19 protein-coding genes and 1 pseudogene are annotated in these 22,352 nt (G+C 56.2%); 13 read left to right on the top strand and 7 right to left on the bottom strand.

Annotation, left to right across the window (positions count from 1 at the left end; all coding sequences use genetic code 11):
- The first annotated feature begins 35 nt into the window (after positions 1 to 35).
- Positions 36 to 602, top strand: a complete 567-nt coding sequence (locus tag AFL22_RS10185; protein ID WP_033768802.1) for a nucleotidyltransferase family protein — start codon at positions 36 to 38, stop codon at positions 600 to 602.
- On the top strand, positions 599 to 1,582 hold the full coding sequence (locus AFL22_RS10190) for an XdhC family protein (RefSeq protein WP_052271321.1): 984 nt from the start codon (positions 599 to 601) through the stop codon (positions 1,580 to 1,582). The genes AFL22_RS10185 and AFL22_RS10190 overlap by 4 nt, the downstream gene beginning before the upstream one ends.
- Here AFL22_RS10190 and AFL22_RS10195 read toward each other — a convergent pair.
- The gene (locus tag AFL22_RS10195; RefSeq protein WP_156311590.1) at positions 1,571 to 2,677 is read right to left on the bottom strand and encodes an ABC transporter substrate-binding protein; all 1,107 of its coding nucleotides are present in this window, start codon (positions 2,675 to 2,677) and stop codon (positions 1,571 to 1,573) included. The two genes, AFL22_RS10190 and AFL22_RS10195, sit on opposite strands and share 12 nt — an antisense overlap.
- A gap of 22 nt (positions 2,678 to 2,699) precedes the next feature.
- On the bottom strand, positions 2,700 to 4,820 hold the full coding sequence (locus AFL22_RS10200; protein ID WP_052271323.1) for a TonB-dependent siderophore receptor: 2,121 nt from the start codon (positions 4,818 to 4,820) through the stop codon (positions 2,700 to 2,702).
- Between the two features lie 459 nt (positions 4,821 to 5,279).
- On the opposite strand from AFL22_RS10200, the gene AFL22_RS10210 reads away from it, so the two are divergent.
- Together AFL22_RS10210 and AFL22_RS10215 are read left to right on the top strand one after the other, a co-directional pair.
- Positions 5,280 to 6,170, top strand: coding sequence for a MurR/RpiR family transcriptional regulator (locus AFL22_RS10210; RefSeq protein WP_052271325.1), 891 nt, complete (start codon positions 5,280 to 5,282; stop codon positions 6,168 to 6,170).
- 204 nt (positions 6,171 to 6,374) lie between these two features.
- A complete protein-coding gene (locus tag AFL22_RS10215) occupies positions 6,375 to 8,348 on the top strand; it encodes an autotransporter domain-containing esterase (RefSeq protein ID WP_052271326.1) in 1,974 nt (657 codons plus the stop codon).
- 145 nt (positions 8,349 to 8,493) lie between these two features.
- Here AFL22_RS10215 and sfnG read toward each other — a convergent pair whose 3' ends face one another.
- Entirely contained in the window at positions 8,494 to 9,579 is a 1,086-nt protein-coding gene (gene sfnG, locus AFL22_RS10220) for a dimethylsulfone monooxygenase SfnG (RefSeq protein ID WP_052271327.1), read from the bottom strand.
- Positions 9,580 to 9,890: 311 nt separating this feature from the next.
- Here sfnG and AFL22_RS10225 point away from each other — a divergent pair, with 311 nt between their 5' ends.
- Together AFL22_RS10225 and rluF are read left to right on the top strand one after the other, a co-directional pair.
- Positions 9,891 to 10,361, top strand: a complete 471-nt coding sequence (locus AFL22_RS10225) for a GNAT family N-acetyltransferase (RefSeq protein ID WP_010670550.1) — start codon at positions 9,891 to 9,893, stop codon at positions 10,359 to 10,361.
- Positions 10,362 to 10,464: 103 nt separating this feature from the next.
- Positions 10,465 to 11,343, top strand: coding sequence for a 23S rRNA pseudouridine(2604) synthase RluF (rluF, locus tag AFL22_RS10230; protein WP_052271328.1), 879 nt, complete (start codon positions 10,465 to 10,467; stop codon positions 11,341 to 11,343).
- Positions 11,344 to 11,401: 58 nt separating this feature from the next.
- Here the strand turns inward: rluF and AFL22_RS10235 are convergent, their stop codons facing one another.
- A complete protein-coding gene (locus AFL22_RS10235) occupies positions 11,402 to 12,460 on the bottom strand; it encodes an SDR family oxidoreductase (RefSeq protein ID WP_052271372.1) in 1,059 nt (352 codons plus the stop codon).
- A gap of 97 nt (positions 12,461 to 12,557) precedes the next feature.
- On the opposite strand from AFL22_RS10235, the gene AFL22_RS10240 reads away from it, so the two are divergent.
- The 3 genes and pseudogenes from AFL22_RS10240 (at position 12,558) to AFL22_RS10245 (ending at position 14,428) form a co-directional block, all read left to right on the top strand.
- Positions 12,558 to 13,469, top strand: coding sequence for a LysR family transcriptional regulator (locus AFL22_RS10240; protein WP_052271329.1), 912 nt, complete (start codon positions 12,558 to 12,560; stop codon positions 13,467 to 13,469).
- Positions 13,447 to 13,542: pseudogene (locus AFL22_RS24490) on the top strand (transcriptional regulator); the annotation flags it as partial. The gene AFL22_RS10240 and the pseudogene AFL22_RS24490, both read left to right, overlap by 23 nt.
- A 214-nt stretch (positions 13,543 to 13,756) precedes the next feature.
- Entirely contained in the window at positions 13,757 to 14,428 is a 672-nt protein-coding gene (locus AFL22_RS10245; RefSeq protein ID WP_033773531.1) for a hypothetical protein, read from the top strand.
- A gap of 90 nt (positions 14,429 to 14,518) precedes the next feature.
- Here the strand turns inward: AFL22_RS10245 and AFL22_RS10250 are convergent, their stop codons facing one another.
- A complete protein-coding gene (locus AFL22_RS10250; RefSeq protein ID WP_052271330.1) occupies positions 14,519 to 15,370 on the bottom strand; it encodes a Vmh family MBL fold metallo-hydrolase in 852 nt (283 codons plus the stop codon).
- A gap of 146 nt (positions 15,371 to 15,516) precedes the next feature.
- Between AFL22_RS10250 and AFL22_RS10255 the strand changes: the two genes are divergently transcribed.
- The 3 genes from AFL22_RS10255 (at position 15,517) to AFL22_RS10265 (ending at position 17,645) form a co-directional block, all read left to right on the top strand.
- Positions 15,517 to 16,398, top strand: a complete 882-nt coding sequence (locus tag AFL22_RS10255) for a LysR family transcriptional regulator (protein WP_052271331.1) — start codon at positions 15,517 to 15,519, stop codon at positions 16,396 to 16,398.
- 38 nt (positions 16,399 to 16,436) lie between these two features.
- Entirely contained in the window at positions 16,437 to 16,856 is a 420-nt protein-coding gene (locus tag AFL22_RS10260) for a VOC family protein (RefSeq protein WP_052271332.1), read from the top strand.
- Between the two features lie 486 nt (positions 16,857 to 17,342).
- The gene (locus tag AFL22_RS10265; protein WP_022624523.1) at positions 17,343 to 17,645 is read left to right on the top strand and encodes a hypothetical protein; all 303 of its coding nucleotides are present in this window, start codon (positions 17,343 to 17,345) and stop codon (positions 17,643 to 17,645) included.
- A gap of 319 nt (positions 17,646 to 17,964) precedes the next feature.
- Here AFL22_RS10265 and gabP read toward each other — a convergent pair whose 3' ends face one another.
- The gene (gene gabP, locus AFL22_RS10270) at positions 17,965 to 19,380 is read right to left on the bottom strand and encodes a GABA permease (RefSeq protein ID WP_033760702.1); all 1,416 of its coding nucleotides are present in this window, start codon (positions 19,378 to 19,380) and stop codon (positions 17,965 to 17,967) included.
- Positions 19,381 to 19,456: 76 nt separating this feature from the next.
- Entirely contained in the window at positions 19,457 to 20,743 is a 1,287-nt protein-coding gene (gabT, locus tag AFL22_RS10275; RefSeq protein ID WP_052271333.1) for a 4-aminobutyrate--2-oxoglutarate transaminase, read from the bottom strand.
- 110 nt (positions 20,744 to 20,853) lie between these two features.
- Here gabT and AFL22_RS10280 point away from each other — a divergent pair, with 110 nt between their 5' ends.
- Positions 20,854 to 22,344: a PLP-dependent aminotransferase family protein gene (locus AFL22_RS10280; protein WP_182500568.1), complete on the top strand. Its 1,491-nt coding sequence runs from the start codon at positions 20,854 to 20,856 to the stop codon at positions 22,342 to 22,344.
- The last annotated feature ends 8 nt before the right edge of the window (positions 22,345 to 22,352 follow it).

Below are 22,352 nucleotides of genomic sequence, written 5' to 3' on the forward strand. Positions count from 1 at the left end.
CTGCGCCCGTTTTTCACGCTTAGCGGAGAGAAAGAGTGAAGATAGCGTTGATTGTGCTGGCCGCCGGGCTGAGTCGCCGTTTTCGCCAGCAGGCGGGTGAGCATAAGCTGCTGGCCGATCTGAATGGCAAACCGGTGCTGCAACGCACGCTGGAGCAGGCCGCTGCCAGTGGTCTTGACCTGTTTGTGGTCACGCGTCCGGACGCCGCTGCGCTTAAGGCGCTGTGCTCGCAGGCTACCCTGGTGCTGTGTGACAGCGGCGGGCTGGGCGAATCAATCGCCGCAGGTGTCAAAGCCAGCCGTGATTATGACGGCTGGCTGATTGCGCTGGGCGATATGCCGTTTGTCACGCCTGAAAGTTACCGCGCCGTCAGCGCTGCGCTGGCGGACGCGCCGATCGTCAGGCCGTGGATTGACGGCAGGCCGGGCCATCCGGTGGGCTTTCAGCACCCCTGCTATCCGATGCTGAGCACGCTACAGGGCGATGCCGGGCCGCAGGCGGCGGTGAAGTCACTCGCCGTCCGGCTGCCGCTTCAGGATCGCGGCTGTTTGTGTGATATCGATCTCCCTGCTGATCTGCAGTTAATAAAGGAATTTTCATGATTACGCTGGATCAACGTGTGATTAATGCGGCACTGAGCAGCTGCCAGGCGGGTCAGCAGGTCTGGCTCTGCACGGTGCTGCGCACCTATGGATCTTCGCCGCGCGCGCCTGGCACCCTGATGACGGTCAACGAAACGGGTGCTTACTGCGGATCGCTGTCGGGCGGCTGCATTGAAGAGGACTTTCTGGCGCAACTGGCGGCAGGAGCCTATCGCGCCAGCAGTCAGCGGGTGCGGTACGGTGAAGGCGGAATGCGTCCTGACGTCAGCCTGCCGTGCGGCGGCAGCCTGGAGATCGTCATTGAGTTTCTGCCGCCCGATGATGCCACGCTGGCGCTGCTGACGGCCATGCAGCGCGCGCTGAGCGGACAGCAGCCGATGGTGAAAATGATACGACCCGGCGAACGTGCGCAGTGGGAAGTGCTCGCCCCTGACAGGGTGTTGCCTGCGCTGGATGCCAGTGAACAGCAGATGTTACTGCCGGTTGGTGCGATACCGGAACTGCTGATCGCGGGCTACTCGACTGTGGCATATGAGTGCATCCGGCTCGGGCAGATGCTGGGATTTCATGTGCGGGTCTGTGAGCACCGACCGGAGATGCTGACGGAGCTGGAGAGCCACTTCAGCGCTGCGGACAACGTGACGCTGGTGTCACAGCATCCGGCGCGCTGGCTGGAGCTGAACGGCGCGCATGCAGCGGTGGCGATTGTGGCACTGACCCACGATCCCCGCATTGATGACCTGACGATGATGGAGGCGATCGCGACACCCGCGTTCTATATCGGCATCATGGGCTCGGCGAAAAACAGCGAGAAAAGACGGACGCGACTGCAACAGATCGCCGGCATGGATCGTGCCGAACTGGACCGCATCCATGCGCCCATCGGCCTGCCTATCGGCAGCAAAACCCCGGCGGAGATTGCGCTGTCGGTGATGGCCGATATCGTCCGGGTGAAAAATCGCGGGCTGTCAGCCGCCTGAGTCCGGCGTCGCCTCCGGTGCGAGCCGGTAGAGGTAGCTGCCCGAATAGGGGATCGGCAGGAAATCATGGAACAGCTGCCGCAATGTCTGTTCAGGATCGACATCGCGGAACAGTTGCGGATAGAGCGTGGTGGCGAAGAACTCTGTCGCTACCACGTGCCACGGACTGAGGTAAAAGTTGTGCCAGATTGCCCCGGCATGACCGTCCCGCAATGCCGTCAGCTGCTTCAGCGCATTCTGCTGACCGGTCAGCGCCAGCAGGCTCTGCCGGGTCTGCGCTGTTGTGACGGCGGGGCCGAGTTTTAAGGCTCCCGCTTCATCGGCGCTGCCGGTGCCGGTGGCGAAGTAATAGTCTGGCTGTGCCGCAATCACTCTCTCCTCACTCAGCCGCCCGAACACGCCTTTGATCTGCTGACTGGCGATGTTGTCGCCCCCGGCAAAGCGCAGCAGCTCACCCAGGTTGCCATTCACCGACGTCACGCAGCATTCACTGCGCCGCCCGAGATGCAGCTGCAAAAGAACTTTAGGTTTAGCACCGTGATAGCCCGCCAGTCGGCTCTCAATGCGCTGCATGTGGCTGCGGTAAAAGCGATTGAAGTCAGCAGCCCGCTGGGGCTGATTCAGCACCTCGCCCAGCAGAGTCATGCTGCGCTCGGTATTTTTCAGCAGCTCAACCCGCAGATCGATCTTCACCACCGGGATATGCGCCGCGCTGAGCATCTTCTCCAGCACTGCTCCGCTTTCACTGCCGCGCGCCAGCTGCGGCAGGATCACCAGGTCCGGTTTCAGTGCGATCACCTGTTCGGGATTCATGTCATTGACGCCATCCAGACCCAGTACCGGAATTCCCTCCATCTGCGGAAACTTACTGGCAAAAATCTGCCAGGTCTGGGGATCATACTTTTTCAGATCCTGTGGCCAGCCAGCGATATGCTGCAGCGGATTGCCGGGCATCAGCAGCGCGACGCTGTAGAGCATCCGGCTTTCACCCAGCACAATACGCTGCGGATGGTCGGGTATCTCTACCTTACGGCCGGTGATGTCGGTCAGCGTGCGGGCGTGTGCGCCAGCGCTGACCAGTATCACACTCAGCATTAATAACGCACAGCGCAGCGATTTAAAATTCAACACGGGCCTGTACCATCAGGTTGCGGGTTTCACCTTCACGGACGCGCAGGTTGCCGCCGCTTGAACTGTAATAGTGCTGGTTAAACAGGTTATTGATGTTCAGACGCAGCTGCGTTTTTTCACCGAACAGGCGGTTGTTCCATGCCACAAAACTGTCTGCCACCACATAGTCGGGCAGGGTGAAACTGTTATCGGGATCGCCCGCACGGCTGCCGACATAGCGAGCACCACCACCGAGCCGGAACGAGCCGGGCAGGCTGCTGATTTGCATCTCATGACTGAGATAGAGCGCACCGGCATGGCGCGGCGCATTCTGCAGACGATTGCCATTGTTATCCGGATTAACCCGGTCATTAACGATCTCTGCCTGATCATAGCTGTAGTTCGCACTTAAATCCCAGCCGGGTGCAATTTCGCCGTTCAGCTCAAACTCAGCGCCGGTCGATCGGGCTTTATCAATGGCCCGCGTGCTGCCATTAATATTCAGCGACATCGCTTTTTCGTCTATCCGATAGAGCGCGACGGTGGCGAACAGTTTCGGCGAGAGTTGCCATTTACTGCCAACCTCCCAGCTGGTGCCCTGTTCCGGTTTGCCGACATTGCCATCATCATCCACGTCGGTTGACGGGGTGAACGACTTACTGACGCTGGTGTAGAAAGAGAGGTCAGGTGTGAGTTTGTAGATCACCCCCGCCTGCGGCAGAAACTTATTACCCTCATCATTCAGGGTTTCCACCTGCGGATTAAAGCCGCGCGAGGCGCGCTGTTCATAATGCTGATAACGACCGCCCAGCACCACAATCCAGTCGGGTGACAGAGAAATACTGTCTTTGGCGTAGAGCGATCGGCTATGAATGCGGTTCAGGTTATTGGCTGCTGCGCTATTTTCCGTGCTGGCGTCCGTGACCGGTGACAGCAGGTCATATTCAGGCGTGTAATAGTTGAACTGGCGGTTGACCTTGCCCTGATACTGATGGGCGCGATAAGTCTGGTTCATCTCATAGTCGGTGCCCACCACCAGCGCGTGCTGCATACCCAGAATTTCGGGATTACCCAGCAGATCCCAGCTCAGATATTTGGTTTTGTGGTTAAACCCGCGATTGGCATCGGCGCGACGTGTGACCACGCCGCTGCTGGCGTTCACCGCCGTCACGCGCACTTCATTGTTGTCATAGCGCCGCTGGTTCCAGCCCAGGGTTAACCGGGTGCGCCACTCATCATTAAACTGCCAGTCATAGTGGGCATTCAGGGTTTTGTTATGGCCCCAGGCGTGATTGGCTTTGTCATCCAGCCGATCTTTATAACCGATGTCGATTGGCTTGCCGTCAATGAAGGCCGTGCCGCGATCGTAGGGAATGTCATAGCGGTAGTCGGCATAGCTGATCAGAAAACTTGCCTGCTCGCCATACCATTGCAGAGAGGGTGCCAGCAGTGTGTGCTCTTCACTGCCAAAGTTGCGCCAGTAATCCTGATTTTGCTTTTCGGCGATCAGGCGGAAGGCGAAGCCGTTGCCCAGCGGACCGGTGACATCCAGGGTGCCCGCACCGCCACCTTCACTGGCGTAACGTCCGCTGACGCTGGAGTGCCAGCTGTATTGCGGCTTTTTGCTGACTACATTGATAATGCCGCCCGGATTCTGAATGCCATACAGCAGCGAGGAGGAGCCTTTCAGCACCTCAACCCGCTCGGTCGTGGCATCGAAATTCAATCCCTGACTGCTGCGGATGCCATCCCGGTAGATGGAGCCATCGGCGTTGCTGCCAAATCCGCGTCGTACAAAGCCATCTTCGGTGCCAGCCAGCGTGTTCGCTTCGGTCACACCGCTGACAAAGCGCATCGCATCCGCCAGTGAGCTTGCCTGGTAATCGTCCAGTTGCTGCTGCGTGACCACGCTGACCGACTGCGCCTCATCGATCCGCGCGGTCGGCATTTTACTGGCGACGCTACTCTGAGTGGCGCTGTAATTTCCCTCTGAACTGGCATCCGCGGTCACGGTCATATCCGGAGCGCTGTCGGTTGCTGCATTGACCTGTGGCAGCATAATGCTGCTGCAGATCGCCACGACCAGAGCGGGGTGCCGGGCCGGATATCGTGAGTATTTATTTTTCATTTTTCTTTTCGTATCTGAAGCAAAGGACCTGACGACTGACAATCTGTCTGTCTTGCAGGTCTACCCTGGAGGTGTTCTGCAATATGCAGCGTTTAAACAGAGGAGATCAGTATCAGGCCTTCAAGGTCATTATGCCGGCCGGACGACAACCTTTCTCATCTGTAATTGAGAATCATTCAAACATCCGCTATTGTAGTAGTAAACATAATTTGAATAGAATTGACTACATTTTTGCCGTATCGTTTATCGCTGCAAAAAGATCGGCTGGCATTTTTATCTTATTGAAAATAATGAATATATTTTTATATGGAGGTGAGGGGTTTGGTTAAATACACATCTTCTTCAGGTGAAATATAAAACAGCATGACGTTTTTACTACATCTCCTGGCCCTTAAACTCTCCATTTAGCCAGACTAGCAATGAGTCTTTCACACATTTAACCCTAGTTGCAGGTGCAGCATGAAACAGAGCAGGCCCGTTAAAAACAGAGTGGATGTGGTGGCAGAACGTCTTCGCGCCCGTGAAAAGCAGCTTTCACCCCGCCTGCTGGCGGTGGCGCGCTATATCGATCAACAGCGGGAAACGGTGCTGGAGAGCACCGCGATGGAGATCGCTGTGGCGAATCACACCTCTGATGCCACTGTAATCCGCGCGATTCAGGCGCTGGGCTTTAGCGGGCTGCGCGACCTCAAACAGACACTAAAGGCCTGGTTTGGTCCTTCGCTGACCTCTGAAGATAAGATGATTACCACCGTCAGTGAGGTGACCAGTGATGTGAACAGCGCCATCGACTTTGTGCTGGAGGGCCACCGTCACGCCTGTGATGTGCTGTCGCAGCCGCAGAATCGGGTGGCGGTAGCGGATAGCGTGGCGCTGCTGGGCGAAGCGCGGCAGGTCGCTATTTTTGGCATCAACGCCTCAGGTATTCTGGCGGACTACAGCGTGCGGCTGCTCAACCGTATCGGTCTGCCCGCCTTTTCCCTTAACCGTGCAGGAATTGCGCTGGCAGAGCAGATGCTGGCGCTACAGCGTGGCGACGTGCTGATCATGATGGCGCAACAGTCGGCGCACCGGGAAGGGACAACCGTGGTGCGTGAAGCGAAGCGGCTGGATATTCCGATTATTTTGCTGACCAACGCCACCGACTCCTTTTTCGCCCGCGAGGCGGATGTCGTAATCAATGTGCCGCGCGGCGGCGAGAAGGGACGCATTCCCCTGCACGGCACGATTATGGTCTGTCTGGAGATGCTGATCCTGTCCGTTGCCTCAACGCTGCCACAGCGTACCGTTAAGACGATGAAACGGTTACAGGATCTTAATCGCGGGCTGAAGCCCGCCAGCAAAAAGTAGCCAGTGTAACGACGCCGTGGTGGGTTCCCGGTATTTCACCTGAACCAGCACGGCTGATCTTTAAGTCAAATTTCTCCGCTTTGCGAGCGCGATCCCGTATTTTCTGCCACCCCTTTCCTCAGCCGTCTACGCTTACAGCTTGCTGCGCTAGCCGGTGCGGTTCTTACTCATACTGACTTTCATTTGATTTGTGCGGAGCTGCTGATGAAACCCCTTCACGCGCAATACCTTTTCTGCTGTGCCACCCTGAGCCTGCTGTCGCCGCTGCCTGCGATGGCCTGGAGCGACCTCACCGTCTTTGGCGATAGCCTGAGTGATGGCGGGAACGTCGGGCGCTTTACCTATGATGGCGCGACCCATCCGCTCTATGACGAGATCGTAGCGCAGTCGCTGGGTGATAACCTGCGCCCTTCATCGCAGGGCGGAAGCAACTATGCCGAAGGTGGCGCAGTTGCGGTACCTGCAATTAATCCCCTGTTTAACACTCAGGATCAGCTTGATAACTACCTTGCGGCGCGAGGCGGACGAGCTGATTCGGACGGTCTCTATATTCACTGGATTGGCGGCAATGATTTAGCGGCGGCGGCTCTTGCCCCTCTCGCTGCCCGGCAGATAGTGGATAACAGCGCCAGTGCAGCGGCCTCACAGGTCAGCCGGTTGCTGGATGCCGGAGCCGGAACGGTGATTGTACCGACGGTACCTAATGTAGGGGCAACGCCCGCCCTGCTGCAGGCGATTCTGCAGGTGCTTGGCCCAGCGGCACAACCTGCCACGGCGGCGCTGTTTCAGTCGCTGAGCACCACCACTACGCCTGACCGTGCCGCAAGAGAGCAGGCGATTGAAACCGCGCTTGGCGAGGCGGCCGGACAAATCTCTTCAATTCCGCTGATCCGGGATGCCATTGCACAGCAGCTGATTGCCGCCTGGCAGTTACTGAGTCAGGAGGCGGCGGCCCTCACCGACCGTTACAACCAGGCTGAAGAGCAGGGGCTGGTGACCGCACGCGGGAACATCGCACGAGTGGATATCAATGGCCTGTTTAATGAGGTGATCGATAATCCGGGCCTGTATGGACTCACGAATACGGCCGGAATGGCCTGTCCGCCAGGTGTCTCGGCGATGGACTGCACCTCCTCGACGACAGGATTTTCGCAGTCACAGCAGTATCTGTTTGCAGACAGACTGCATCCCAGCCCGGCGGTCCATGCGCTGATCGCCGATTACATTCAGTCGGTGCTGAATGCGCCGCTGCAGGTAGCTGCACTGAGTCAGGCGCCGTCGATGCTGGTGGGCGATGCGCGCAATACGCTGGATGGACATCTGCAGCAGCAGCGTCAGCAGCCCGCCAGTGCTGGCGAGTTTACTGTTTTCGGCGGTTATGCCGGGCAGCAGCGTGATTTCCGCGGCGACAGCCTGCAGGATGGCGATGCGACCAGCGCCAGCGGCACCGTGGGTGTGGGCTATCAGCTGACCGATCACTGGCAGGCCGGTGCCATGCTCTCTACGACCTCGCAACGTCAGGATCCCTCGTCGCGCTTTGATTACCGTTTACGCGGCAATCTGGTGGCACTCTGGAGTCAGTTGAATTATCTCGATCGGGGATGGATTAATGCGGACGCCCATTATGCCGATCTCGACTTTGATGATATTGAGCGTCAGATCAGGCTGGGACCGGCGACCCGCACGGAAAAGGGCAACAGCAATGGTAAGGTGCTGGGAATGCGGCTGCAGACCGGCTGGGATTTGCCGCTGGGTAGCTATGTTTCTACCGGCCCGGTGGCCAGCTATGCGCTCGACTACACCCAGGTCGATGGCTATAAAGAGGAAGGCAACAGCAGCACCTCAATGCGCTTTGGCGACCAGACGCTGCACTCTCAAATCGGCGCTGTGGGCTGGCGTATCGACAGCAAAGATTTGCTGATCAATCCCTGGGCGCAGGTCAGCTACAACCACCAGTTTGGTGACAGCGATTCGGCGGTCACCGCCGGACTGAAATCGACCCGCACCGCCTTTACCCGCAGCAGCGATTCCAGTGATGATAACTGGATCGATATGGCGGTGGGTGCGAGCGTGCCGCTTGGCACCTCGGTGAATGCCTTTGCGGGCGTCTCGGCGGTAACAGGCAACAGCGACATGCATCAGGTGACATGGAACGTCGGGCTTAACGCCCGCTTTTAACCGATCTGCTTTGCGGAGTGAAAAGCCCTGCAGACGTTGTCCGTCGCTCTCATAATGATAGCGGCGGGCGACGTTGCAGCAGATCTGAACGTTCATCACACCCCGGATGCAGTCGGGTATAACTCTCTTCTGTGGCGTACCTTTTTCACGCTTCGATCAAAGCCTGCGCCTCCAGTTCGCGGACCCGCGGTATCACTTCGCGGCCAAAGAATTCGACCTCTTCATGAAAGTGCAGAAATGCCAGCAGCAGCAGATCCACACCGGCCTGCTTCAGTTCGATAATGCGTTCAGCAATCTGCTGCGGTGTGCCAATCAGATTGGTTTTAAAGCCGTCGTTGTACTGCACCAGATCCTCAAACGACGATTTCGCCCAGTTCCCCTCTCCTTCGGGTGAGGCACTGCCAGCATTTTTGACCTCATGCTGAAAGCCTTTTACCGCATCCGGGTTGGCTTTGCTGATGATCTCATGAAGCACCGCCTGCGCCTGCTGTTCGCTCTCGCGGGCAATCACAAAACCGTTCAGCCCGATTCTGACCTGATGCTGTTTACGTCCGGCTTTTTCACGGATATCCGCGACCTGCAGACGGACACCGTCCGGGGTATTACCGTTGGTAAAATACCAGTCTGACACCCTGGCGGCCATGTCGCGCGCCGCGCGTGAACTGCCACCCTGGAAAATTTCCGGGAGCGGTGACAACGGCTTGGGTTTCATCACGTAATCGCGGAAGCGATAAAAATCGCCGGCAAAGCTAAAACTCTCTTCACGCCAGATGCCGCGCAGGCAGCGAATAAACTCTTCTGAACGCAGATAGCGCTCTTCATGATCGAGCCAGGGTTCACCAATTGCCTTGAACTCGCCCCGGAACCAGCCGCTGACAATATTAACGGCGATGCGTGGACCATAAAGATGGCTGATAGTGGCAATCTGCTTTGCCGCCAATACCGGATTCCACGGGCCGGGAAGCAGAGCGGCAATCACTTTTAATTTCGAGGTGTGACTAAGTAAATCCTGCGAGAATGTGACCGATTCATGCTGATTATCTGCGCCATATCCTGCAGTAAAGCGAATCTGCGTCAGCGCGTAATCAAAACCCGCCTGTTCAGCGATCTGCGCCAGTTTGCGGTTGTATTCGGCATCCCAGCGGGTACGCTGCTCTATCTGACTGATCACCAGTCCGCCCGAGACATTCGGCACCCAGTAGGCGAACTGTAAAGGTTGGTTCAGTGACATGGTTTTCTCCTGGCATATAGCTGGATTAATGGAACAGTTAAATCTTCCAAACTTTCAGATATAAAAGAAAAGACCAAGCAGTAACCATGCCAGAGATTAAATAATTGAAGTTAAAGGATTAAAATCCAGTTTTGCATAAGCGAGCTGTTGCAAATGCAGCAACACAGAAACAGCACGGTTGCTGATGCAGCAGCGCTTCATGACCGCGCGTAACTGCGGCGAGGCCAGGGGCACTGAACCCGGCGGTATTCGCAGATAGCCGCAAAGCGATGTGATAACGTAGCGGTTCTGTTGCAGAGCCGGAGGGCACTATGATTGTCAGACAGGCATCGCCCGAAGAGGCGCACCATTTATGGAACATCAGAAATCTGGCCATCCGTCATGGCTGCCAGCATGCTTATCCACCCGACGTGCTCGCCGCCTGGACGCCGGACCGCATGCCCGCCAGCTTTCCCGCAATGATCCGCATGAATCCCTTCTTCGTGATTGATGGTCCGGACGACGTACCGGTTGCTATGGGATCGCTGGACCTTGCCGCCGCCAGCGTGGAAGCCATTTTTACCCTGCCTGGGTTCACCGGACAGGGAATGGCGGGCCTAATCATCAACACCATCAAAGCGGAGGCGCTGCAGCGTGGCTACCGCCGGTTGACGCTCGCGTCGACGCCGAACGCCGTGGGTTTTTACCAGCAGCATGGCTTCCGGCCGCTGGGCGAAAGTTTCTATCCGTCAAAGCTGGCGGGCAGCGATTTGCGCTGTACTGAGATGGCGATTGATCTGTGAATGCCCGCTGCCGTCAGGCTGGCAAAGCAGAGCAAAAGTTTCCGGTGCAAAGACTTCGCAAGCCCCCGCCGGTAAGGTATAGTCCGCGTTTTTTGGAGGAATCATGCTGACTGACTCATCAACTCGTCTTAATAAATACATCAGCGAGAGCGGCATCTGCTCCCGTCGTGACGCCGATCGTTACATCGAGCAGGGCAACGTTTTCATTAACGGCAAACGCGCCACTGTAGGCGCGCAGGTATTTGCAGGCGATGTGGTGAAGGTCAATGGTCAGCTTATCGAGCCGCGCGATGAAGACGATCTGGTGCTGATTGCCTTGAATAAGCCGGTGGGGATTATCACCACCATGGAAGAGGGCGAGCGCGATAACATCAGCGATTTCGTCAATCACAGCAAGCGCGTCTTCCCGATTGGCCGACTCGACAAAGATTCTCAGGGCCTGATTTTCCTTACCAACCACGGTGATCTGGTCAACAAGATCCTGCGGGCCGGTAACAACCACGAAAAAGAGTATGTCGTTACGGTCGACAAGCCGATCACTGATGAATTTATTGCCGGAATGAGCGCAGGCGTGCCGATGCTGGGCACGGTGACCAAAAAGTGCAAAGTGAAGAAAGAAGCGCCGTTTGTCTTCCGCATCACGCTGGTCCAGGGGCTGAATCGCCAGATCCGCCGCATGTGTAAGCATTTTGGCTTTGAAGTGACGAAGCTTGAGCGCACCCGCATCATGAACGTTAATCTCAAGGGGTTGCCGCTGGGGGAATGGCGCGATCTCACTGACGACGAACTCGTTGAGCTGTTTAAACTGCTGGAGAACTCCTCTTCAGAAGATAAACCAGCGAAAAAAGCTAAAGCTCCGGCGAAACCGGCCGCCGCTAAAAAATCGCAGAAGAGTGCGGCGAAACCCGCTGAAAAAGCGGATGCTAACGGTGCCTCACGCAAGCGCTTTGTCCAACCGGGACGTAAGAAGAAAGGGCGCTAATGATGGCCCGATGCAGAGAGCGACTTTCCTGCTCTCTGCATCTGTAATCAGCGGATCATCACGGAATGATCCGGGCCGCCCGGAAGCGGGCAAACAGATCGCAGAACATCTTATCCGTTGCGCGATAACCGTGGAATCCCGCCCGCCGCAGTTTGCTGCCGTCGCCAAACATGTCGTAATCCCAGCCAAAAACAAAATCAGCGAAGACACCATCACTGAGCGCAAGAATGTCGGGCTGGAGCAGCGCGTCGGCAGCGGCGATTTCCCGCCACAGCGTACGATAATCCTGAAATAGTTGCCGGAACGACAGCGAAACCGGCGGCGCGATCTCCAGTTCAAACCACGCTGCAATGACCGGCCACAGTTCACTCCAGCGCCAGAGATCGCCGTTGTTGATATTAAACGCCTGATTGCGTGCGTCAGAAGTGCGTGCGGCCCAGATCGTCGCGTCGGCCAGCAGAGTGGCATCGGTAAAATCGACCATACTGTGCCAGGTTTCCGGCGAACCGGGAAAGCGTAAGGGCAGCCGCGCCGCGCGACAGATTGAAGCGTACAGCGCCAGACTCAGCGCCAGGTTCATGCTGTTGCCCGGCCTGTCACTGCCGACCACACCGGGCCGCAGCGCACTCCAGTGCCAGGCTTTACCTTGCTGTTGTGCGCTCAGCCAGTTCAGCTGCGCGGCGTTAAACTCAGCACCCGGTACACCAGGATCGCTTTCCCGCGCCGGCGTTTTAAAGCGTCCGAGATGGGCGCCATACACTTTGTATCCCTGCATCAGACTGACATGCTCAAGTGGGGCGACATCCTCCATGGTCTGAACCAGATTTTGCAGCATGGCAAGATTTGGCCCGACCATCGTTCCCCAGTCAGAAGCGTTCAGCCAGGCGCTGTAAAAGATATGCGTGACGTCGGTGAGTGATGCCAGCCGTTGCTGGCACTGCTGGCTATCGCGCAGATCAACCGCAATCACCTCTGTGCCGCTGACTGCATAGTCTGACCGATGCGTCAGTGCTTTGACCTGCCAGTGGTCTGCTACCAGCGCCTGACTCAGTTGCTGACCGACAATCCCGCTGGCACCCGCCACCAGCGCAACCTTCTTATCCTGCGTCGTTTTCATGATCATTGCCCTGTTAAGAGAGAAGCTGCATTCTCACCTGCGTTTATTTCTGATTAAATCCCCTGAACCGGATGTCACTTATCAGGAAAATCAATAAATGCAGAACAAACTGAATGCGATTCAGACCTTCATCCGGGTGGCGGAAGCGGGATCTTTTTCGGCGGCGGCCCGGCAAAACGGCATGAAGCAGTCGGCGATAAGCCAGCAGATTGCCGCGCTTGAAGAGGCGCTGGGGGTTGTGTTGCTGCACCGCACCACCCGCAAAATGGCGCTGACGGAGCAGGGTCAGCATTATCTGCAGCAGGTCAGGCAGCTGCTCAGCGCGATGGAAGAGCTGGAGCAGCAACTACGGCCTGAGTCGCAGCCTCTTCACGGCAAACTCTATATGCAACTACCGAGCGGCATCGGGCAGCGGCTTATGCCGTATCTGATTGCATTCCAGCAGGCGCATCCCGCACTGCGTCTGAATATTGCGCTGGAGGATCGCCTGTCGGATCTCATTGGTGAAGGCGTTGATGTGGCAATCCGCCTCAGCGAATCGCCGCCCGCCACACTGGCTGCCCGTTCACTCACCACGGTTGAAACCGTGCTGGTGGCTTCCCCTGAGTGGATAGCGCGAAACGGCACGCCGCAAACTCCCAGTGACCTGCAGCACCATCCCCACATACGTTTTAGCGGCGTATCGCCCGATGCGCCGCTGCAGCTGGTGTCCGCGACCACGAGGGTGTCTGTGCCGGTGGAAAGTGCATTTCGTTCTAACAACAGTGATGCAATGATGCAGGCCCTTGAAGCGGGGCTGGGGATCGGTGGGTTACAAACACTTATCGGCGCAGACGCGCTGGCATCCGGCCGACTGGTGCGGGTTTTACCGGAATGGCGGCTTCCCGACCGCTATCTTTATGCAGTGTTCCCCGATGCCCGCTTTATCCCGGATAAAGTGCGGAAGCTGGTCACGCACTTAAGTGAGGTACTGGTGGGGTTGCAGGGAACAGGGCAGGGCGAGACCTAACGCCCAGGCTGTTTTACTGATCCGCATGGTGCAGCAGAACCCAGAAACGCTGAAGACGCTCGCGAAGCTCTGACAGGCCAGCCCGTAAGGCGGGCATCCTGTTTCATTATCGATGCCTCCGGTTTCCCCTCTCTGACGAATTTAAAACGCCAACCCCTCCCCGCGATCCCGCAGTCCGTTCCACGCCTCCCGCCCAATCTTAATGGGGGTCACATTCAGACCAACGACACTTTTCACCCTGATCAGGGCGTGGCAGGATAAGCGCAATCTATCAAGGAGTGTGCCTGATGTTACTGAAAGGTATGAACGATCCGCTGCTGAAAGCGTATCAGCATCCCAAATCACGGATGATGATCAGTCGTTTCAGGGGGCTGGCGGGGGATCGAAGACTCAGTGACTGGCAGGCGTTCTGTATTCTGGTCACCGGCTTTACCAATTACTGGTATGTGCATGCAGGTCACTACACCATTAATGTCACACTGACTAAAACCCGCCAGTTCGACTTCCTGCAGGACTTTCTGCATTTCACGGTTACGCTGGATGGGTTAATTGGTGATGAACATTTTCGTAGTCCGGACTTTGTGCTGCCCCATTACGATGTGCCCTACGAATTCTGCCGCTGGCGTAACAAGCGCGGCTATGATGCGTTAACTACCTATGTCAGCAAGCAGGGTGTGAAATCTCATAAAGGGATATTTGTCGCCTCTGAAGGGGCTTCCCCGGAAGAGCAGGTGATGAAATGGGAAGGTGTGGTCAACGTCTATGACAAAACCTTTTTTAGCGTGACTAACTTCAGCACCACCCAGGAATTTCTGATCAAAGACATCAGTAAATCCATACAGGAAGGATTGCTGAAGCACCTGAGTTTTTACCGCGATCTGTTTCACTATATCTTCCCCTCACCAGCGGAGGCGCGGTTGCAGGCGCGCGATGACAGGCGCTATCTGGCTAAAAGATAGCGCCCGGGCATCTTTAGATCAGGTCAATGGGTTCAGCCGGGTCTGCTTAAACGTTGCAAACCCGGTAGTCAGCTGGCCTCTCAGCGGGGTTTACCACTTCATCTCGCCGGTATTGACTTTGGCGCTGAGTTCCAGTGAAGCCGGTTCTGCCAGTTTCGGCCAGGCGGCTTTCATGGCGGTAATCACCTGCGCTGAGGTTTTATGTTGCGCCAGCGCCGCTTCAAAACTCTTCAGATAATTCAGGGTGAAATCCACCGCCTGTGAACCGGCCGGACGGGCACCAAGATAGTGACCCGGAATCACGTTCTTCGCGTTCAGCGTCTTCATTTCGGTCAGGATATGACGCCATTCAGCGCGGCTCTGAACGGTCTGAGTGTCAGCCGTCCAGACATGAATGCCCGAGGAGAGGGCGGTACCGCCCAGAATGGTGCTCGCAGACGGGATCCAGATATAAGCGGCGTATTGCTCCGGATGACGCAGCTCCAGCACCTCGCCGTCGACGCTAAAGCGGGTCTGATGGGTCACTTCAGGCACAAACACCTTATCCGGCGCGCCCTGCTTCATCTGTGGACCCCAGTATTTCAGCTTGGCGTCATGCGTCTGCTGGATATGCTTCACCACCGCCGGCGCGGCAACTACCTTCACGTCCGGCCAGGCTTTAACAATTGGCTCCAGACCAAAGTAGAAATCGGGATCGCCAGAAGTGATCACAATTTCCTTTAACGTTTTTCCGCTCTTTTTAATCATCTCTGCCAGTTTTTCACCGTCCTGGGTGCTGAACTGGGCATCAAACAGAATCGCTTCGGTTGGCCCACTAACCAGCGTTGAGGAGACGGCAAAGATGCCCTTTTCCTGCGGATTATAGGTTTGCAGTTGCAGGGTGGCCGCGCTGGCGGAGGCCGAGGCCAGCACCAGCATCACAGGTAACAGCTTAGTTTTTATTGAGGATCCTCAGAGATAAATGCCCGACTCAGGCAGGCGTAACGGGCAATGTTCAGTATCAGTGGTGCTATTCTACGCATCTGGCTATCTGTTAGAATTCCCGCAATCAGAGATGCTGAGTTTCATAATCCGAACAGGTGGAGTGGATGGACAGAGTCACGGCGGCAGCCGTTTTCAACCGGATATGTGAACTGGGCAGCCTGAGTGCCGCCTCACGATCGCTGGGGATCTCCCGCCCGATGGTCAGCCGTTATCTGGAGGAGATGGAAAAGTGGGCGGGAACGCGTCTGCTGCATCGCTCTTCTCGCCAGCTGACCCTTACGCCTGCCGGTGAGGCGATCCTGCAAAAAACCCGTCAGCTGGCCCTGATCTCAGAGGCGATCCAGCAGGAAACTACCCAGGGCGTCCCGGCCGGAACGCTTCGCATCGCCTGCGCCCACTTTACGGCTCTTCATCTTGTCGGCCCGGTGATCCCCGATTTTCTGGCGCGTTATCCGGCACTGCGCATTGAGCTGGAAATTAACAATCAGCCAGTAAGCCTGATTGGTGAGCGCATCGATCTCGCTATCCGCATCACCGACTCGCCAGAGCCGGGGGCGATCGCGCGCCGTCTCGGCGAATGCCACTCGGTACTCTGCGCCTCACCTGAGTATCTTAAGGCGCGGGGTAACCCGGAAACCCCGGACGATCTGGCTCAGCATAACTGCCTCTACTACAGTCGCTTTGCCGGACAGAGCTGGCATTTTACGGCGGCTGGCGGGGAGAAAATCGCGGTTGCCGTCAGAGGAAATTTCAGTGCGGGTATCTCTTCACTGTTGTGTGACGCGGCGATAGCGCATTGCGGGATAGCGATGGTGCCTGAGCAGGAGGCTCGCCACGCACTGGAAACAGGGAAGCTGGTAAAATTACTGCCCGATTATGAGCCGCAACGTATCGGCATATGGGGGCTTTACCTGTCGCGTGAGCACCAGTCTGCTGCACTGCGGCTGATGCTGGATGAGCTGCAAAGCACAATCCAGAGCCGGTGATCAGAGGGGAGAGTAACCGATCAAAATGGAACCTTACTATGAGTGATAATCAAACCCTTTACTGGAACCCTATGGTGCCAGAACTGACCGTCACTGACTTTGCCGCTTCGCTGCATTTTTACACCGTGGTGCTGGGTTTCAGTGTGAGAATTCAGCGCCAGCAGCCTGATTTTGCTTACCTCTGCTATGGAGAGGTGCAATTGATGATTGAGCAGTTCCATCCGCAGGGCTGGAACATAGCCGATCTGCGCTGGCCGCTGGGGCGGGGTATTAATTTCCAGATTGAAATTGATGATGTTCAGGCTGTGCTGACGCGTTTGCAGCAGCATGCTGTTCAGCTCTATCGGCCGCTTCGGGACAACCACTATGACACCGGTGAGACCACCGCCTGTCAGCGGGAGTTTCTGGTGCAGGACCCCGATGGTTATCTGCTGCGTTTCAGCCAGTATCTGGAATAAGCTGAACGTGTTTTGGCAATATTAATCAGCAGGAGAATGGCTTGAGTAAAATAGACATTCTCTTCGGATATTTTATATTGACTGTTCAATCATGATCAATGGAAGCCTTTAATAGCAGCGTAGTGAAGTCATCTAAAGCGCGAAGAGTTACCTGCTGTTTACCACCGTCACATTAATCATGACCTTTTCCACTAACGGAAGGCGCTATGCATAGCGTGTTAACGATTGTAAAGCGTCATTAAGTAACAGGCGGCCATGATTTGCTGCTACAAGGCCATAATAAAAAATGAATGTAAGAAAGAAAATTTATCCAGCGATGGTCTACACTCTCGTTAGCTGGCTGGATTAGGATTATTCTTAACAAAAGTTTTTTAAGGGATTTCATTGGGCTAAGCGTTCGTACATTTACATTTATTCGTTCACTCAGCACTTAATCTTTGGGAATGTGAGCCGATAACAGGTGATACATACTCAGGAGGACGCACAATGAAATCTTTTTTATCTGTCTGCATTAGCACGTTGCTGATTGCCCTGGCCGGACCGGTTATTGCGGATTCAAATTCAGGCATGCTCACCTTCAGCGGAGCCATTACTAATGGTTCATGTAATATGAATGTCGGAAAAAATCCTGTTGTGTTTGACTGTTATGATCCCGCCCGTGGTAAGGCTGTGGTCACTACTGCTGACCTGATGAATCCTGAATCGCTGACCAAATTACCTCTGGAAGTAAAAATGCACTGGTTTAATCCTGAAAAGAGCAAAGGGATACTTTACGTTACCTATCTTTAACGCTTCTCTTGAGGTTTTATTCTGAACGACAGTGCAATGACTTAGCAGCAACGGTGATATGGAACCTAAAGATATAAACCCATAGCCAATACAGGGTTTATCATTAAGTCACCAAGAGCCAGTGAAGTATCTTTTTTGAAATTTTTAAGTCAGCATCGGGGAATTCAGTTTACCGTATTCATCATCAGCAGATAATGTGTGCATCTTATTAATCCCTTGCATAATCGAGGGTTAATACGCGTTGCATCTGTTGATATGCAGACAAAAACCACCTTTGCTATCAAAGGTGGGTTTAATTTACAAAAAGCTTGCGTGAAGATCAGTAAGAGTCAGAAGAGCGCTGAGTAAAATATTTCGTGTTCTGACGCTTCTCCTTTTTACGACGCAGCACCAGGCTGGTGGTAATAATCAGCAGCGTCAAACCGCCGGTTGCCAGTAATTCAGCCTGATGTTTCGCATCAAACAACATGATTACCAGCACCGTGACGATAAACAGGATAGTGACCCACGTCAGGCCAGGAAATAACCACATCCGGTAACTCAGGACTTCACCCGCTTTCTCGCGCTTTTTACGCAGCACCAGGTGGGACGCAGCGATCACCAGATAGACCAGCAGTGCAATCGCTCCCGACGTGGCCAGTAAAAATTCAAACACCACGCTGGGCGCCAGATAATTGGCGATCACCGCCAGAAATGCAGCCGCGGTAGAGAGCAGCACCGCAATCCACGGCGTGCCGCTGCGATTGGTGCGTGAGGCAGCCGCCGGTGCATCTTTGCGGCGTGACAGGGAGTAGAGCATGCGTGAAGAGGTATAAAGCGCAGAGTTAAGACAACTGCACACCGCCATCAGCACCACCAGATCGACAATCAGTCGGGCGTGCGGGATGTTCATCGCCTGTAACACCGTCTGCCATGAACCCTGTTCAACCAGCCCTGGTGCATTCCACGGCACCAGCGCCACCACAAAGAAAATCGACAGCAGATAGAACAGCGCAATACGCCAGATGACGGAGTTAGTCGCCTGAGTAATCTGCTTGCCGGGATTCTTCGACTCTGCGGCGGCAATCGTGACAATTTCTGTGCCCATAAAAGAGAACATGGTGGTCAGGATGGCAGCCACGACCGCGCCGATACCATTTGGCATAAATCCGTGAGTGTCATAGAGATGCGACAGGCCGCTGGTATTGCTGTCAGGCAGCAGACCAAATACTGCCGCACCTGCCACGCCCAGGAACAGGATGATGGCAACGACTTTGATCAATGCAAACCAGAACTCAAACTCACCATAATTTTTCACGCTGAGCAGATTGGTAATGGTCAGCAACAGGGTGATAGCAAACGTGAACTGCCAGATGGCGACATCGGGGAACCAGGCATGAAGAATGGTTCCCGCCGCATTGGCTTCCAGCGGGATCACCAACACCCAGAACCACCAGTAGAGCCAGCCGATGGTAAATCCGGCCCAGCGTCCCAGCGCTTTATCGGCGTAGGTTGAGAACGAGCCTGAATCGGGTGAGGCGACGGCCATCTCGGCCAGCATCCGCATAATCAGGACCACCAGCGCACCGGCAGCGGCATAAGAGATCAGCACCGCGGGGCCCGCTTCAGAAATAGCATGGCCGGAGCCAACAAACAGCCCGGCGCCAATCACGCCCGCAATTGAGAGCATACGCACGTGGCGCGGTTTCAGGTTTTGAGCCAGCGAATCTGCATTCGCACTCTGAGTCATCGTCATGTAAACGTCTCCTGTCGACGTCCGGCCTGGATGGCCGGACGAACGGGGATGAACTTGCGTTAACGCGTCAGCGAAATCAGGCCGGGACGACGGGATGTCCGGCGGGTGCGACACAGAGATCGATCACCGTGGAGAGAATGGTCAGCGCCTGGCTGAACTGCGCATCCGGAATGGTGAGCGGGTAGAGGAAGCGGATGACGTTGCCTTTGGCTCCGCAGGTCAGCAGCAGCAAGCCCTGTTCCATCGCCATCTTCTGAACCGCCTGCGCGGTGCTGGCCTGATAGAACTCCATCGCCACCATCGAACCCAGCGCACGCACTTCAGCAATGTCCGGATGTTTGCGTTGATGTTCCTGGAGTTCTGCTTCAAGCCGGGCACCGAGATCAACGGCGCGCTGGCAGAGCTGCTCCTCTTCAATTACATCCAGCACCGCATGGGCCGAGGCGATAGCCAGCGGGTTTCCGGCATAGGTTCCGCCCAGCCCACCTGGTGCAGGTGCATCCATCACCTCTGCACGACCGGCGACCGCGGAGAGCGGCATCCCGCCTGCCAGGCTTTTCGCCATGGTGATGATATCGGCCTTCACCGGGTAGTGTTCCATGGCAAACAGCCTGCCAGTACGGGCAAATCCACTCTGGACTTCATCCGCGATCAGCAGAATGCCGTGACGGTCAGCCAGCTCCCGCAACTGCACCATAAACTCTGCGGGTGCCGCATGGAATCCACCTTCGCCCTGCACCGGCTCCAGCACGATCGCGGCGACGTCATGAGGCGCAATGTCCTGCGTAAAAATTTCTTCAAGGCTGGTCAGTGCCGCCTCGATGCTGATCCCCTCAACCGCGCTGGGATAGCGTGCATGGAAGACTGACGGCGGCATCGGGCCGAAATCCCGCTTGTAGGGCGCTACTTTTCCGGTCATCGCCATGGTCATAAAGGTGCGGCCATGGAATGCGTTACCAAAGGTGATGATGCCGTGACGGCGGGTATAGGCACGCGCCACTTTTACGGCATTTTCTACCGCTTCCGCCCCGGTGGTGAAGAAGGCCGTTTTCGCCGCACCGGCGATGGGAACCCGCTGATTAATACGCTCGGCCAGTGCGATGTAGCTTTCGTAAGGGGTGATCTGGAAAGCCGTATGGGTAAACTTTGTTAATTGATCGGCAATCGCCTGTTCAATGCGTGGATGGCGGTGGCCGGTGTTCAGTACCGCGATGCCGCCCGCGAAGTCGATCCAGCTATTACCCTCCTGATCCCATAAGGTGGCGTTCTCTGCCCGGGCAACGTACCAGTCGCACAGCGTACCGATACCTTTGGGGAGAGCCTGTGCTTTGCGCTGCTGCAACAGGTTATTTTTTTCGCTCATTTATTCCACCTCGTTAATATGCGTGTTTACAATTCCCGACAAACACGTTTATTTATGCCTGAGGCGTGGTGAGTTGCCAGAGCCAATTGTCAGAGGAAAGGTGGAGCCAATTGCGACTCTTATACGCAGATCATCTATTAGCGCGGTTACAGTTTTTAAGAACTGGCTCATTACATCAGCGGCTGCTGAACTGCATGCAGGCCGCGATCGCTGAAGAGGTGTTTCCGCGCGGAAGCCGTTTGCCGCCAACCCGCGATCTGGCGCGCGAGCTGGGCGTGTCGCGAAACACGGTTATGCATGTTTATGAGAGCCTGATGGCGCAGGGCTATGTCACCGCGCGGACCGGCAGCGGCACCTGGATTGCAGAGACGCTGCCGGAAAACTCTCTGCAGAGTGATGCGATAGCCGACCTTCAGGCGGTAAAGGCGCAACGACCGGCAACGCTGTCGAAGCGTGGCGCCAGTCTGCTGGGGCACGCGACAGCATCGCCTTACCAGTGGGGCGCGTTTGTCCCCGGTGCGCCCGATGTGACCGAATTCCCCCACAAGCTGTTCAGTCAGATTCAGGCGCGTCTGAACCGTGAGCCTGACGTTCACCGCCTGGTCTACAGCAGCGGCGGTGGCTGTCCCGATCTGCGCCATGCGCTGGTGGATTATCTGCGGGTGGCCCGCTCAGTGCGGGCCGATGCTGACCAGATCCTGATCACCGAAGGGGTTCATCAGGCGGTTGATCTGGTGACGCGGGTGTTGTGCGATCCTGGCGATCGGGTCTGGATGGAGGAGCCCGGCTACTGGGGAACACGCAATCTGCTGCGCATGAATGGCCTGAAGATTCGGGCGATGCCCGTGGATGAGCAGGGACTGGTGCCGGACAGCGGCCCGGCACCAAAGATGGTGTTTGTGACGCCCTCTCATCAATATCCGCTGGGTGTGCATCTGAGTCTGGCCCGTCGTCAGGCATTGCTCACCCTTGCACGTCGCCATCAGAGCTGGATTGTGGAAGATGACTACGACAGCGAATTTCGTTTTTCCGGCCAGCCTCATCCCTCACTGCAGGGGCTGGAAGCGGATGCGCCGGTCATTTACATGGGAACGTTCAGCAAAACGCTCTATCCCGCGCTGCGCATTGGCTACATGGTGGTGCCGAAACCGCTGGCACAGCCGTTGCGCATCGCCGCGGCAGAGCTCTATCGCGGCGGACATCTGCTGATTCAGCGTGCGCTGGCGGAGTTTATCCGGCTGGGCCATTACATGGAGCATATCCGCCGGATGCGCCTGCTTTACCGCCAGCGGCGGCAGTTTCTCTGCAGGCTGATCGAGCGCTATCTGGGGCCAGCCTTTTTACCGGCATTCAATCATGAAGCGGGACTGCATCTGGTGATCCCGCTGCCAGCAGGCGCGGATGACGTGGCGATAGCCGCGGAGGCGCTAAAGCGCGGCGTCAAAGTACGGCCACTTTCGCAATATTATATGCACCCTCAGGAGGCGCGCGGATTGCTGCTGGGTTACGCCTGCGTCAATGAGCGGCAGTGTCAGGATGCGTTTGGCACACTTAAAGCCTGTCTTGCGTCCGCCGGAATGGTATTCACTCCGCAGCGCTAGCGGGTTCA

It is taken from the genome of Pantoea sp. CFSAN033090 (assembly GCF_001264395.1).
Classification (GTDB): Bacteria; Pseudomonadota; Gammaproteobacteria; order Enterobacterales; family Enterobacteriaceae; genus Pantoea; species Pantoea agglomerans.

What these genes read in the sequence shown, in the direction of transcription:
- AFL22_RS10190 (WP_052271321.1), top strand. Translation starts at nt 599, where the DNA reads ATGATTACGCTGGATCAACGTGTGATTAATGCGGCACTGAGCAGCTGC.
- AFL22_RS10195 (WP_156311590.1), bottom strand. Translation starts at nt 2,677, where the DNA reads ATGCTGAGTGTGATACTGGTCAGCGCTGGCGCACACGCCCGCACGCTG.
- AFL22_RS10200 (WP_052271323.1), bottom strand. Translation starts at nt 4,820, where the DNA reads ATGAAAAATAAATACTCACGATATCCGGCCCGGCACCCCGCTCTGGTC.
- AFL22_RS10210 (WP_052271325.1), top strand. Translation starts at nt 5,280, where the DNA reads ATGAAACAGAGCAGGCCCGTTAAAAACAGAGTGGATGTGGTGGCAGAA.
- AFL22_RS10215 (WP_052271326.1), top strand. Translation starts at nt 6,375, where the DNA reads ATGAAACCCCTTCACGCGCAATACCTTTTCTGCTGTGCCACCCTGAGC.
- sfnG (WP_052271327.1), bottom strand. Translation starts at nt 9,579, where the DNA reads ATGTCACTGAACCAACCTTTACAGTTCGCCTACTGGGTGCCGAATGTC.
- AFL22_RS10225 (WP_010670550.1), top strand. Translation starts at nt 9,891, where the DNA reads ATGATTGTCAGACAGGCATCGCCCGAAGAGGCGCACCATTTATGGAAC.
- rluF (WP_052271328.1), top strand. Translation starts at nt 10,465, where the DNA reads ATGCTGACTGACTCATCAACTCGTCTTAATAAATACATCAGCGAGAGC.
- AFL22_RS10235 (WP_052271372.1), bottom strand. Translation starts at nt 12,460, where the DNA reads ATGAAAACGACGCAGGATAAGAAGGTTGCGCTGGTGGCGGGTGCCAGC.
- AFL22_RS10240 (WP_052271329.1), top strand. Translation starts at nt 12,558, where the DNA reads ATGCAGAACAAACTGAATGCGATTCAGACCTTCATCCGGGTGGCGGAA.
- AFL22_RS10245 (WP_033773531.1), top strand. Translation starts at nt 13,757, where the DNA reads ATGTTACTGAAAGGTATGAACGATCCGCTGCTGAAAGCGTATCAGCAT.
- AFL22_RS10255 (WP_052271331.1), top strand. Translation starts at nt 15,517, where the DNA reads ATGGACAGAGTCACGGCGGCAGCCGTTTTCAACCGGATATGTGAACTG.
- AFL22_RS10260 (WP_052271332.1), top strand. Translation starts at nt 16,437, where the DNA reads ATGAGTGATAATCAAACCCTTTACTGGAACCCTATGGTGCCAGAACTG.
- AFL22_RS10265 (WP_022624523.1), top strand. Translation starts at nt 17,343, where the DNA reads ATGAAATCTTTTTTATCTGTCTGCATTAGCACGTTGCTGATTGCCCTG.
- gabP (WP_033760702.1), bottom strand. Translation starts at nt 19,380, where the DNA reads ATGACGATGACTCAGAGTGCGAATGCAGATTCGCTGGCTCAAAACCTG.
- gabT (WP_052271333.1), bottom strand. Translation starts at nt 20,743, where the DNA reads ATGAGCGAAAAAAATAACCTGTTGCAGCAGCGCAAAGCACAGGCTCTC.